The sequence below is a fragment of the Elioraea tepida genome, from assembly GCF_019203965.1.
In the GTDB taxonomy this organism is placed as follows: Bacteria; Pseudomonadota; Alphaproteobacteria; order Acetobacterales; family Acetobacteraceae; genus Elioraea_A; species Elioraea_A tepida.
Window position 1 is genome coordinate 1,502,055 of the sequence record NZ_CP076448.1, and the last position, 12,688, is coordinate 1,514,742.

Below are 12,688 nucleotides of genomic sequence, written 5' to 3' on the forward strand. Positions count from 1 at the left end.
TCAGGCCTCCGTCCCGCAAGATATCAAAGTATAGCACAAAACGACCGCGATGGTAGGCCCGCGATCGCGTGTCTCGCCACAGATCCGTTCAGGGTTGACCAGGTTCGGGGCTGAAGAACTGCATCTTGTCGGGCTTGCCCTTCCACTCGTCGGCGTCGGGCGGCGGTGTTCCCTTCCGGGTGATGTTCGGCCAAGCTTGGGCAAACTTACGGTTGTGTTCTACCCATGCCGCTGCACGCTCATCGCTGTCGGGCAGGATCGCCTCGGCCGGGCATTCGGGTTCGCACACGCCGCAATCGATGCACTCGTCAGGGTGGATCACCAGCATGTTCTCCCCGACATAGAAACAGTCGACCGGGCAGACCTCGACACAATCCATGTACTTGCAGCGTATGCAGGCCTCGGTCACGACATAGGTCATGCAGAGCGCTCCATCCGGTCGGACATATCGGTACATGGACCGGATCGCGCCGCGACGCAAGAGGGCGTCAGACAGCTCTGACAGTCGGGATCGTCGCGACGCGACGTTGCCCGGCAGGGGCAGCCCGGGTTCGGGAACCGCCCGGCCTCACGCCCTCCCCGGGGGGTCGAGGTCCTCGTAGAGAAGGCGCGCCTCCGCGGCCGGCCCGCGCCGATCCCCCAGCGCCAGCACGCGGATCACCCGCACCGAGGGGCCGAGGCCGAAGGTCAGGACGTCGCCCGGACGCACACGGGCATGCGGCTTGTCGGTCGGCTGACGGTTGATCCGCACCTTGCCGTCGGCGGCGAAGCGGGCGGCGAGAGCGCGCGACTTCAGGAATCGGGCGCACCAGAGCCAGTGGTCGAGCCGCTGCCACGCCCGGGCCCCGCCGGCGCGATCCTCCGGCTCCCGGCTCACGCCCGCCCGGTCATGCCTTGGCGCGCAGCGCCGCGAGAGCCGCGAACGGCCCCTCCGCAGCGCGTTCCGATGGTTTGGGCCGCGCCGGCCTCGACCCGCGACGCCTCGGGTGCAGAAGCGACGCCCCGTCCGCGCCCGGCCGCAACGCGAAGCCGAGTGCCCGAAGCACCGCCGGCAGCGACTCCGAGCGACAGCCGAGCCGGCTCGCGAGCGACGCGGGCAGCGGGGCCGCACCGCCTCGGGTCGCCCCGGCGAGCTCGGCCGCCACACGCTCGGCGATGTCGAGCCGCACGAGCACCGGGCCGAGAGGGACGAACCCCATCGCTTCGGCGAAGCCCTCCGGCCAGGCCGGATCGGGCGCGAGGGACACGGCTCCGGGTCGCGGCAGCGGCGGGACGGGAAGGCCCCGCGCGGTGGCCCACAGAAGGGCGCGCAGTGCCGCGGGGCCTGGGCGTAGCAGGGCCGGGACGAACACGGCCTCCCTGCCGCACCGAACCCCGAGGCGGCGGAGAAGAGCGCGATGGCGCCTTAAGTTCGGCTCGGGCGCGCCCGCAGCGATCCCGAGCCCTTCGGCGAGCCGATGCGCCAGCCCCCGAAGCGCGGGCTCGGCCTCCGCCGCCTGCCGAAGCGCAAAGAGGGGAGCGAAGCCGCGCACGATCACGCCGGAAAGCCAGGCGGCGAGCCGGGCGCGTATCCGCTCGCGCTGCGCCCCGTCGAGGAAGTCCCCCGGCGGGACGACGATCTGCGGCCGGAGCGGGTCTTTCCCCGGCGCGAGCCGCGCCACCTCCGCCCCGCGCCAGGCGACCCGTCCGGCCGAGGTCAGAGCGAAGGCCTCGTCGCCATCGGCCTCAAGCCGCGCCACGCGGCGGGGGATCTCCAAGGCGAGCGCCCGGCGCGCCGCCCGAAGCACGGCTTGCCGCCCGACACCGGTCGCCTCGCGGTCGGGATGGAAGGTGAAGCCCTGGACCTCGCCAACCGCATGACCCTCGACCACCACGGCGCCGTCGCGCGTCACCGCCGAGAGGAGCTCCTGGTCCGAGCCCGCGTCGAGGCGGCGGATGAGATGCGCGGCGCGGCGGTCGACGAAGCGGGCCATCAGGCGCTCGTGCAGCGCATCCGAGATCCTGTCCTCGAGCCGGCGCGTCGCCGCCTGAAGCGTCTCGGCATCCTCGACCCAGCCCGGGCGCGAGGCAATATAGGCCCAGACGCGCACGCCGGAGAGCCGCGCCATCAGCGTGTCGAGATCGCCCTCGGTGCTGTCGAGCGCGGTGAGCTGACCCGCGACATAGGCCGCGGCGAGACGGTGCGGCGGCGCCCGCAGGGCGTGGAAGATCCGCCCGCACAGCCGGGCATGGCTGTCATCGCCGAGGCGCCGGTAGTCGGGCACCTGGCAGGCCTCCCACAGAAGGCGAAGCAGCTCGGGGGCAGCCACCGCCGCGCGGATCTGAGGGTCGCGCGCGAGCGAGGCAAGCGCGAGATGGTCGGCCGCATCCGCGCCGCGGACGAGGCCGGGGCGAGGGCTCGGCCGGTCGAGCGAGGCGAGGAGCGCATCGAGAGAGGAGAAGTCGAGCGCGCTGTTGCGCCAGTAGAGATGGTCGAGCGGCTCGAAGCGATGGCTCTCGATCGCCTCGGCGAGCTCGGGCGAAAGCTCCGGCGCGGTGCCGGTGGTGCCGAAAGTGCCGTCTGCCATCCCGCGCCCGGCGCGCCCGGCGATCTGGGCGAGCTCGGGGGCGTGCAGGGCGCGGGAGCGGTGGCCGTCGAACTTGGCAAGACTCGCGAAGGCGACATGGGAGATGTCCATGTTCAGGCCCATGCCGATCGCATCGGTCGCGACCAGGAAATCAACCTCCTTGGCCTGGTACATCGCCACTTGCGCGTTTCGGGTGCGCGGGGAGAGCCGGCCCATCACCACCGCGCAGCCGCCGCGCCGGCGTCGCACGGCTTCGGCGATCGCATAGACCTCGGCGGCGGAGAAGGCGACAATGGCAGAGCGCGGCGGCAGGCGGGTGAGCTTCGCGGGGCCGGTATGGCTGAGGCGCGAGAGCCTCGGCCGGGTCTCGAGCTCTGCCTCCGGCACGAGGCGGCGCAGCAGCGGCCGGATCGTCTCAGCACCGAGAAGCATGGTCTCGCTCGTCCCCCGCGCGTGCAGAAGCCGGTCGGTGAAGACGTGGCCGCGGTCGGGGTCGGCGCAGAGCTGGATCTCGTCGATCGCGACGAAGTCGAAGCGGCGCTCGAGCGGCATCGCCTCGACGGTGCAGCAGAACCAGCGGGCGCCCGGCGGGACGATCTTCTCCTCCCCGGTCACGAGAGCGACACGGCCTTGGCCGACGCGGGCGGCGACACGGTCATAGGTCTCGCGGGCGAGCAGGCGCAGGGGGAAGCCGATCACCCCGGTCGCGTGGGCGAGCATGCGCTCGACGGCGAGATGGGTCTTACCGGTGTTGGTCGGGCCCAGCACCGCGCGGAGGCGTGGGCGCTCGGTCTCGGCGCCGGTCATGCCGACACTCTGGACGCAGGCGGCGGCGCTTCGCAACCGCGGCGAGGCGCCTCAGCGAAGCGCGAGCCTGCCGGTGCCGACCACCGGCCCGAGATTGCGGCCCTGGAGGATCATCGCCACGCTGTCGATGTCGGCGGCAAGCGGCGGCTCGATCCGCACGACGAGGGGGGTCGTCTCGACCGAGGCGACGACGGCGGCGTGGCGCACGACGTTCACATGCGTGAGCATATGTCCGGCATTCTCGCCGTTCGCAACGAAGCCGCCGCCGGTTCGGACGTAGAGCACGGCCCAGAGCTCGAGCGGGAGGGGAGCGTCCTTCACCTCGGGGATGGTGACGGTGAACCGGTCCGCCCGGCCCGGCTCGCGGGCGATCGCAAGCGCGACGGCCGGGGCGGCGTCACGGATCAGCCGTTCGATCCCCGCCGCGTCGCTGCCGACCGCCGCCGCCGCTCCCTGGACGACGATCTGCGGCGTGTAGATGCTTCGGCTCCGCATCGCTCGGGCATAGCCGCGCTGGCGCCGCACGCTCGCCGGGATCGCGAAGGGATCCGACCAGCCCATGTGGTCCCAGTAGGAGACATGGAAGGACAGGGCGAGCAGCTCGGGGCGCTGGCTCAGTTCGGCGAGCAGACGGTCTGCCGGCGGGCAGGCGGAGCAGCCCTGGCTCGTGAACAGCTCGAGCAGCACCGGCCCGCGCGACACTGTCGGCTCGGCGGACGCCTGGGTTTGGGCGCGCGGCCGTTCCGGCGACACGAACAGGGCGGCGCACGCGCAGAGGACACCGACGAGGAGACGGAGCATGCGCGGCATCCTGGGTCGACCCGACCGGGCCGCCAAGGCAAACGCGCGTGAAGGCGGCTGACGGAGACGCGAGCGAGCCAGCGAGGCGGACGCGCGGACCGGCGGAGCGCACGGCCGGGGTGCGGCTTGCGCTCTACTACGCCGCGGCCTTCGCGGGCCCGGGCGTCGCCCTGCCGTTCCTGCCGGCCTTCCTCGCCGCGCGCGGCCTCGCGGCGGAGGAGATTGGCGCCGTGCTCGCCGCCCAGCTTCTGGCGCGTCTCTGCTTCGGGCCGATCGCGGGACGGGCGGCCGACGCCTGGGGGTGCCGGGCGCAGGCGGCGTTCCTCTCCGCCGCCGCCGGCACGCTGGCATCGGTTCTGGTCGCCGCCGCGCCGCCGCCGCTCCAGCTTGCGGCTTGCGCGCTCGCCGGAGCCGTCACCGCTCCGCTCGTGCCGTTCGGCGACGCCCTGGCGCTGAACGCTGCCGCGCAAGGGACGTGCGATTTCGGCCGGGTGCGCAGCGCCGGGTCGGCGTCCTTCATCGCGGGGACGCTCGCGGGCGGGGTGGCGGTCGGGCGGCTCGGGGCCGAGGTGGTGCCGTGGGCGATGGCCGGAGGTTTCGCCGCGACCGCAGCTGCCGCCCTGGCGCTGCCGCGCTTCGAGGCGCCACCCGCACGCGGGCGCGGGCGAGGGCTTGCGCTTTTGCGCAACCGCGGCTTCGTCCTTCTTCTGCTCGCCTCCGGCCTGGTGCAGGGCAGCCACGCCGCCCACTACGGCTTCTCGGTTCTGTGGTGGCAGCGTAACGGCATCGCTCCCGGGCTTGCCGGGGCGATTTGGATCATCGGCGTCGTCGCTGAGATCGTGCTCCTGATGGCCGGCCGCAGGGCGGGGGCGCGTGTTGGGCCGGTGGGGCTGCTCGCGATCGGTGCCTCCGCCGGCTTGGTCCGCTGGACGGCAACGGCGCTCACCACCGAGCCTGTGATCCTCGGCGCACTTCAGGTGCTGCACGCGCTCACCTTCGGCGCGACCATGCTCGGTGCTGCCGGGCTGATCGTCCGTCTCGTGCCGGCCGAGCTCGGGGCGACGGCTCAGGCCCTGCACGCGGCCGCTGGCCCCGGCCTCTTCACGCTCGCGCTGACGGCGTCGAGCGGGCCTCTCTACGGCCGCTTCGGCGGCGGGGTGTTCCTTGCGATGGCCGCTGCCTGCGCGCTCGCGCTTCTCGCCATCACCGCGCTCGCGCGTGGGTCGGGGCCGCGGCGCGCGGAGGTCGAGCGATCGGCCGGTTCGCTCGGGGTGCGGATCAGCGCGGCAGGGCGGCCGCCGCGAACAAAGCGAAGGCACGCGCGCGGTGGCTGATCGCGTGCTTCTCCTCGGGCGGCAGCTCGCCGAAGGTCTCGCGGCCGCCCTCGGGGACGAACATCGGGTCGAAGCCGAAGCCCCTCTCGCCGCGCGGCGGCCACACCCAGGTGCCGTCGACTCGCCCCTCGAACACCGACACCTCCCCGTCGGGCCAGGCGAGCGCAAGGGCGCAGACGAACCAGGCGGAGGTGTTGGCCGGCTCGCCAATGTTCGCCCGCACCCGCGCCATGCCGACGGAATAGTCGCGCGTGCCGTCCGGAAGCGTCGCCACATCCGCCGTCCGCACGCCAGGGGCGCCGCCGAGCGCCGCCACACAGAAGCCGCTGTCGTCGGCAAGAGCCGGAAGCCCCGAGGCGGCGGCGGCCGCGACGGCCTTGATCGTCGCGTTCGCGGCGAAGCTCTCCCCCGTCTCGGCGGGCTCGGGAAGGCCGAGAGCGGCCGCCCCCACCGTCTCGATGCCGCAGGGCGCGAGCAGGGCGGCGATCTCGGCGAGCTTGCCCGCGTTGTGGGTGGCGATGACGAGACGCGCGCCGCGGTCGAGGCGTCGCTCAGCCATGCACCGCCTCCTTCTGCAGGTCGAACAGGGTGGAGCAGCCGCCGCGCGCGAGCGCCATCAGCGAATCGATCTCGCGCTGCGTCATCGGCCGGCGCTCGGCGGTGGCCTGCACCTCGACGATCCCGCCATCCTCGGTGAGGACGAAATTGCCATCCGCCTCCGCCTCGCTGTCTTCGGCATAGTCGAGGTCGAGCACCGCAAGCCCGCGCCACAGCCCGCAGGAGACGGCGGCGACCTGGCCGCGCATCGGCGAGGCGTTGAGCACGCGCGCGCGCACCAGCCGGTTGAAGGCACAGGCCGCCGCAACCCAGGCGCCGGTGATCGCCGCCGTGCGCGTGCCGCCATCGGCCTGGATCACGTCGCAGTCGAGCGTCATCGTCATCTCGCCCATCGCCTTGAGGTCGACGACGGCGCGGAGCGCGCGTCCGATCAGCCGCTGGATCTCCTGCGTGCGGCCGGACTGCCGCCCGCGCGCTGCCTCGCGGTCGGTGCGCGTATGGGTCGAGCGGGGCAGCATGCCGTATTCGGCGGTGATCCAGCCCTGGCCCTGGTTGCGCAGAAAGGGCGGCACCTTGGCCTCGATCGAGGCGGTGCAGAGGACATGGGTGTGGCCGAACTTCACGAAGCAGGAGCCCTCGGCATGGCGCGAGACGTTCGGCTCGAGGGTGACGGGGCGAAGCTCGTCTGCGGCACGGCCTGAGGGGCGCATCGGTGTCGGTTCCGGTGTCTGGCGTCGTTCTTGGTCGCGCCGGACAATAGCCACCGCCCGGAGTCTCGGCGACCCCCCGCCGGCGCGGTCACGCCCCGCGCGGCCCGAACAGGATGACCGCCGCCCCGGCGAGGCAGAGGGCGGCGCCGGCGAGGTCCCACCGATCCGGCCGCAGCCCCTCGACCGCCCAGAGCCAGGCGAGCGAGGCGGCGATGTAGACGCCGCCATAGGCGGCATAGGCGCGCCCCGCGGCGGCCGCCTCCACCCAGGTCAGCGCCCAGGCGAACAGGGCGAGAGAGGCCATGCCGGGGATGAGCCACAGCGCCGAGGCGCCGAGCCGAAGCCAGGCCCAGAACGCGAAGCAGCCGACGATCTCAGCGAGAGCGGCGACGAGATAGGCGATCGGCGCAGGCACGGTCTCTCCAGCCCGGGCGGCCGCGTTGACCCCCGCCGGGGCCGTTCATACGTAGAAAACATGGCAAGCGACCAGACGCGACGTGACGTGGCGGCGCCGCCGGGCGCAGCCGGCACGACCGGTGCGGTCGGCCTGCCGAGCCGGTCGGCCATGATCTTGCGCGAGATCGTCGAGGCCTATGTGGCGACGGGCGAGCCGGTCGGCTCGCGCACGCTCTCGCGCCGGCTGCCGATGGCGCTGTCGCCCGCGACCATACGCAACGTGATGGCCGATCTCGAGGAGAGCGGCCTGATCTTCGCCCCGCACACCTCCGCCGGACGGCTTCCGACCGACCGGGGCTTGCGCATGTTCGTCGATGGCCTGCTCGAGCGCGGCTCGCTCACGCCGGAGGAGGAGGAGGCGATCTCCGCCCGCTGCCAGGCCGAGGGGCGGTCAATCGAGGAGGTGCTGGCCGAGGCCTCCGCCCTGCTCGCCGGCCTGTCGCAGGCGGCAGGGCTCGTGATCGCGCCGAAATCCGAGGCCGCGCTCAAGCATGTCGAGTTCGTCTCGCTCGGCTCGGGCCGCGTCCTCGTCGTGCTCGTGACCGAGGACGGGCAGGTCGAGAACCGGGTGATCCAGCCCCCCGAGGGCCTTCCTCCCTCTGCCCTCGCCCAGGCCAGCAACTATGTCAACGCACGGCTTGCCGGCCGCACGCTCGAGGAGGCGCGGCGTGTGCTCGAGGAGGAGATCTCCGCCCACCGCACCGAGCTCGACGAGCTCACCGGCAAGGTGGTGGAGGCGGGCCTCGCCACCCAGGCCGGCGCGGGGCGGGCACTGATCGTGCGCGGCCAGGCGCAGCTTCTCGCCGATGTCACCGCGCTCGAGCGGCTCGAGACGATCCGCGCTCTGTTCGAGCGTCTCGAGGCGAAGGAGACGCTCTTGAAACTGCTCGAGCTCGCCCAGGCCTCTGACGGCGTGCAGATCTTCATCGGCTCGGAGAACCGGCTGTTCGAGGCGGCGGGCGTGACGATGATCGTCGCTCCCTACCGGAACGCACGCGACCGGATCGTCGGCGCGATCGGGGTGATCGGCCCCACCCGGATCAACTACGGCCGGATCATCCCGGCGGTTGACTACACGGCGAAGGTGATCGGCCGCCTGCTCGGCTGAGCGCGGTGGCCCACCCGCCCGCGCCGCGCCTCGGGCGTGCGCCGCAAGCAGCCCTGCCCCCTCGCCCTTTCCTTCGCGCCCTCTCCCCCTTAAGTGTGCCGCGCCATGCAGGACAAGACCGACACGCCCGACACCCAGCCCCCCTCCTCCGCCGCCCCGCCCGCGGGGCCAGAGGCGGAGGCCGCGCGCGAGGAGCCGCCCCAGCCGACACCGGAGGCTCTGATGGCGGAGGCGGCAGCGCGCATCACGGCGCTTGAGGCGGAGGTGGCGTCTCTCAAGGACAAGTGGCTTCGCGCCGAGGCGGAGACGCAGAACGTGCGCGCCCGCGCCCGGCGCGAGGTCGAGGACGCGCGCAACTACGCCGTGACGAAGTTCGCCCGCGACGTGGTGGACGCGGCCGAGAATCTCGAGCGCGCGCTTGCCTCCCTGCCCGCCCCGGCGGAGGGAGAGCCCGAGATCGTCGCCCGGCTGCGCGAAGGTGTGGAGGCGATCGGCCGCGCCTTGCTCGGCGCGCTCGAGCGCAACGGCGTGGTCCGGGTGGACGCAGCGGGTGCGAAGTTCGACCCCGAGCTGCACCAGGCGATGGCCGAGGCGGCATCGGCCGAGGTGCCCGCGGGCCACGTCATCCAGGCCTGGACCCCTGCCTGGACGATCAGCGGCCGGCTCCTGAAACCGGCGATGGTCGTGGTCTCGAAGGGCGCTCCCGCCCCCACCCCGGCCGCCCCGCACGCACACTCCGCCGAACCGGGCAGCACGCTCGACACAGAGGCCTGAGGCGGCTGCGGGAGCCGCGTCCGCCTGCGCCCCTTGTCGGGGCTCGTTGCGCTGAATACATGCCTGACGTCCGCTGCGGCTCCCCCGCCGCAGCTTGTGCATATCGAGAGAGAGGGGGGCCGGCCGGCGCCTCTGACGGGCCGGGCGGTCTCGCCGGAAAAGGAGAACAGCATGAGCAAGGTCATCGGCATCGACCTCGGCACCACGAACAGCTGCGTGGCTGTCATGGAGGGTAAGGATGTCCGCGTCATCGAGAACAGCGAGGGCGCGCGCACCACGCCCTCGATGGTCGCCTTCACCGACAATGGTGAGCGCCTCGTCGGCCAGGCGGCGAAGCGCCAGGCGGTCACCAACCCGCTGAATACGTTCTATGCGGTCAAGCGCCTGATCGGCCGCCGCTATGACGACCCGATGGTGACCAAGGACATCGGCATGGTGCCGTACAAGATCATCAAATCGGCGACCGGCGATGCCTGGGTCGAGGCGCGTGGCGAGAAGTACTCTCCCTCGCAGATCAGCGCCTTCGTGCTGATGAAGATGAAGGAGACGGCCGAGGCCTATCTCGGCGAGAAGGTGACGCAGGCCGTCATCACCGTCCCGGCCTATTTCAACGACAGCCAGCGCCAGGCGACGAAGGACGCCGGCCGGATCGCCGGGCTCGAGGTGTTGCGCATCATCAACGAGCCGACCGCCGCGGCGCTCGCCTACGGCCTTGAGAAGAAGAAGGCCGGAACGGTCGCCGTCTACGACCTCGGCGGCGGCACCTTCGACATCTCGATCCTCGAGATCGAGGACGGCGTGTTCGAGGTGAAGAGCACGAACGGTGACACCTTCCTCGGCGGCGAGGACTTCGACAAGCGTATCATCGACTACCTCGCCGATGAGTTCAAACGCGACCAGGGCATCGACCTGCGCAACGACAAGCTCGCGCTGCAGCGGCTGAAGGAAGCGGCGGAGAAGGCCAAGATCGAGCTCTCCTCCTCGAAGGAGACGGAGATCAACCTCCCCTTCATCACCGCCGACGCCTCCGGCCCGAAGCACCTCGTGGTGAAGCTCTCGCGCGCCAAGCTCGAGGCGCTGGTCGAGGACCTGATCCAGAAGACGCTCGGCCCCTGCGAGCAGGCGCTCAAGGATGCGGGCGTGGCGCGTGGCGACATCGACGAGGTGATCCTCGTCGGCGGCATGACGCGCATGCCGAAGATCATCGAGACGGTGAAGAACTTCTTCGGCCGCGAGCCCGCGCGCAACGTCAACCCCGACGAGGTGGTGGCGATCGGCGCGGCGATCCAGGGCGCGGTGCTGAAGGGCGAGGTGAAGGATGTCGTCCTGCTCGACGTCACCCCGCTCTCGCTCGGCATCGAGACCCTGGGCGGCGTGTTCACCCGGCTGATCGACCGCAACACGACGATCCCGACCCGCAAGAGCCAGATCTTCTCGACCGCCGACGACAATCAGACCGCCGTCACCATCAAGGTCTATCAGGGCGAGCGCGAGATCGCGGCCGACAACAAGCTGCTCGGCCAGTTCGACCTCGTGGGCATCCCGCCCGCGCCGCGCGGCGTGCCGCAGATCGAGGTGACGTTCGACATCGACGCCAACGGCATCGTCTCGGTCTCGGCCAAGGACAAGGCGACCGGCAAGGAGCAGCAGATCCGCATCCAGGCCTCGGGCGGGCTCACCGAGGCCGAGATCCAGCGCATGATCAAGGAGGCGGAGGCGAACGCAGAGGCCGACCGTCGCCGGCGCGAGACGATCGAGGCGCGCAACCATGCCGATGCGCTCGCGCACCAGACCGAGAAGACGCTGAAGGAGAACGCCGAGAAGCTCGGCTCCGCGCCCGAGAAGGAGGCGGCCGAGCGGGCGCTTGCCGAGCTCCGTGCGGTCCGCGACGGTGACGATGTCGAGGCGATCCGCCGCGCCACCGACGCCCTCGCCCAGGCCTCGATGAAGCTCGGCGAAGTCCTCTACCGCCAGGCCCAGTCCGGCCCGGACGCCGGCGGCGGCGCGCCGGGCGGCTCCGGCCCGGAGGGCGCGAAGGACGAGAAGGTCGTCGACGCCGAGTTCGAGGACGTCGACGAGAAGAGCCGGAAGAAGTCTGCCTGAGCGGCGCGACCGCTCCCGGCTGAGGACGATGCGCGCCGCCCCTTCCCCCCGATGGACCCGATCGTCCCTCGGGGCACGGGGGCGGCGCAGCCCCGGCGCCTGACCACCGATGGCGAAGCAGGACTATTACGCGACCCTTGGCGTCGCGAAGGACGCGAGCGCGGAGGAGATCAAGAAGGCCTACCGCAAGCTCGCGATGAAGTATCACCCCGACCGTAACCCCGGCGACAAGAAGGCCGAGGCGAAGTTCAAGGAGGTGAACGAAGCCTACGACGTGCTGAAGGACGCCGAGAAGCGCGCGGCCTATGACCGGTTCGGCCATGCCGCGTTCGACGGCACGGCGGCCGGCCCGCGCCCCGGGCCCGGAGGCTTTGGCGGATTCCCGGGCGGCGGCTCCTTCGCCGACATGTTCGACGACATCTTCAGCGACCTGATGGGCGGGCGTGCCGGGCGCGGCTCGGCCGCCGGCATGGGCCGCGGCGCGGATCTGCAGACGCGCGTCGAGATCTCGCTCGAGGAGGCCTTCTCGGGCAAGAAGGCCACGATCCGGGTACCGACCGCGGTCACCTGCGAGGCCTGCAAGGGCACAGGCTCGGAGGGCGGAGCGGGGCCGGTGACCTGCGGCACCTGCGGCGGTGTGGGCAAGATCCGCGCCCAGCAGGGCTTCTTCCTGATCGAGCGCACCTGCCCGAGCTGCGGCGGCCTCGGCAAAGTGGTGAAGGACCCCTGCCGGGTGTGCCAGGGCTCGGGCCGGGTGCAGCGCGACCGCACACTCTCGGTCGACATCCCCGCCGGGGTGGAGGACGGCACGCGCATGCGCGTCGCCGGTGCCGGAGAGGCGGGGTTGCGCGGCGCTCCGGCCGGCGATCTCTACGTCACCGTTCTCGTCCGGCCGCACCCGCTGTTCCAGCGCGAGGGCGCGAACCTCTACTGCCGCGTGCCGCTGCGCATGACGACGGCGGCGCTCGGCGGTGCGATCGAGGTGCCGACGATCGAGGGCGGGCGCGCCAAGGTGACGATCACCCCGGGCACGCAGACCGGCGACCAGTTCCGCCTGCGCGGCAAGGGCATGACGCAGCTCGGCTCGGCAGCGCGCGGCGATCTCTACATCCAGGTCGCTGTCGAGACGCCGATGAACCTCACCAAGCGCCAGCAGGAGCTGTTGCGAGCCTTCGAGGAGGAGGCGGAGAAGGCGGGCGACCGCTCCTCGCCGGAAAGTGCGGGGTTCTTCGCCAAGGTGCGCGAGTTCTTCGAGGGCAAAGGCTGAGCGGGCCGGGCGTCAGGGCCGCGGGGGCGGGAGCCGAACGAGCGGCGGTGATGCCCAGGGATAAGGCCCGGCGCGAAGGCAAGCGCGCGCCACGAACGGCAGACGACCCCGCGATCGTTGCGTTCCGTCCACGGCCCTGCGGCCCGCACACGGCCCGGGTCTTCCCTCCGAGCGCCGGCGGTTTGCCGCCGCCGCGGCGGCCG

At 72.1% G+C, this 12,688-nt stretch carries 12 protein-coding genes; 5 read left to right on the plus strand and 7 right to left on the minus strand.

The window, feature by feature from the left end; all coding sequences use genetic code 11:
- Positions 1 to 88 precede the first annotated feature (88 nt).
- The 4 genes from fdxA to KO353_RS07255 all read right to left on the minus strand — a co-directional run bounded on the left by fdxA (position 89) and on the right by KO353_RS07255 (position 4,175).
- Positions 89 to 421: a ferredoxin FdxA gene (gene fdxA, locus KO353_RS07240; RefSeq protein WP_218287027.1), complete on the minus strand. Its 333-nt coding sequence runs from the start codon at positions 419 to 421 to the stop codon at positions 89 to 91.
- Positions 422 to 568: 147 nt separating this feature from the next.
- Positions 569 to 877 (minus strand): RNA-binding S4 domain-containing protein, encoded by a 309-nt coding sequence (locus KO353_RS07245; RefSeq protein ID WP_218287028.1) that lies wholly within the window; start codon positions 875 to 877, stop codon positions 569 to 571.
- A 10-nt stretch (positions 878 to 887) separates the two neighbouring features.
- Positions 888 to 3,374, minus strand: a complete 2,487-nt coding sequence (locus KO353_RS07250) for a helicase-related protein (protein ID WP_218287029.1) — start codon at positions 3,372 to 3,374, stop codon at positions 888 to 890.
- Positions 3,375 to 3,425: 51 nt separating this feature from the next.
- On the minus strand, positions 3,426 to 4,175 hold the full coding sequence (locus KO353_RS07255) for a DUF1223 domain-containing protein (RefSeq protein WP_218287030.1): 750 nt from the start codon (positions 4,173 to 4,175) through the stop codon (positions 3,426 to 3,428).
- A gap of 47 nt (positions 4,176 to 4,222) precedes the next feature.
- Here KO353_RS07255 and KO353_RS07260 point away from each other — a divergent pair, with 47 nt between their 5' ends.
- Positions 4,223 to 5,509 (plus strand): MFS transporter, encoded by a 1,287-nt coding sequence (locus tag KO353_RS07260; RefSeq protein ID WP_218287031.1) that lies wholly within the window; start codon positions 4,223 to 4,225, stop codon positions 5,507 to 5,509.
- Here KO353_RS07260 and KO353_RS07265 read toward each other — a convergent pair.
- From KO353_RS07265 to KO353_RS07275, 3 genes are all read right to left on the minus strand, one after another.
- Positions 5,454 to 6,068, minus strand: coding sequence for a non-canonical purine NTP pyrophosphatase (locus tag KO353_RS07265; RefSeq protein WP_218287032.1), 615 nt, complete (start codon positions 6,066 to 6,068; stop codon positions 5,454 to 5,456). The two genes, KO353_RS07260 and KO353_RS07265, sit on opposite strands and share 56 nt — an antisense overlap.
- Positions 6,061 to 6,777, minus strand: coding sequence for a ribonuclease PH (gene rph / locus KO353_RS07270; protein ID WP_218287033.1), 717 nt, complete (start codon positions 6,775 to 6,777; stop codon positions 6,061 to 6,063). Before rph ends, KO353_RS07265 begins: the two co-directional genes overlap by 8 nt.
- An 88-nt stretch (positions 6,778 to 6,865) precedes the next feature.
- Positions 6,866 to 7,192, minus strand: a complete 327-nt coding sequence (locus KO353_RS07275; protein ID WP_218287034.1) for a YnfA family protein — start codon at positions 7,190 to 7,192, stop codon at positions 6,866 to 6,868.
- A gap of 150 nt (positions 7,193 to 7,342) precedes the next feature.
- Between KO353_RS07275 and hrcA the strand changes: the two genes are divergently transcribed.
- The 4 genes from hrcA (at position 7,343) to dnaJ (ending at position 12,485) form a co-directional block, all read left to right on the plus strand.
- The gene (hrcA, locus tag KO353_RS07280) at positions 7,343 to 8,341 is read left to right on the plus strand and encodes a heat-inducible transcriptional repressor HrcA (protein ID WP_235692098.1); all 999 of its coding nucleotides are present in this window, start codon (positions 7,343 to 7,345) and stop codon (positions 8,339 to 8,341) included.
- 105 nt (positions 8,342 to 8,446) lie between these two features.
- Positions 8,447 to 9,115, plus strand: coding sequence for a nucleotide exchange factor GrpE (locus KO353_RS07285; protein WP_218287036.1), 669 nt, complete (start codon positions 8,447 to 8,449; stop codon positions 9,113 to 9,115).
- Positions 9,116 to 9,286: 171 nt separating this feature from the next.
- Complete coding sequence (dnaK, locus tag KO353_RS07290) at positions 9,287 to 11,218, plus strand: molecular chaperone DnaK (RefSeq protein WP_218287037.1); 1,932 nt, start codon at positions 9,287 to 9,289, stop codon at positions 11,216 to 11,218.
- A gap of 109 nt (positions 11,219 to 11,327) precedes the next feature.
- On the plus strand, positions 11,328 to 12,485 hold the full coding sequence (gene dnaJ / locus KO353_RS07295) for a molecular chaperone DnaJ (RefSeq protein ID WP_218287038.1): 1,158 nt from the start codon (positions 11,328 to 11,330) through the stop codon (positions 12,483 to 12,485).
- The last annotated feature ends 203 nt before the right edge of the window (positions 12,486 to 12,688 follow it).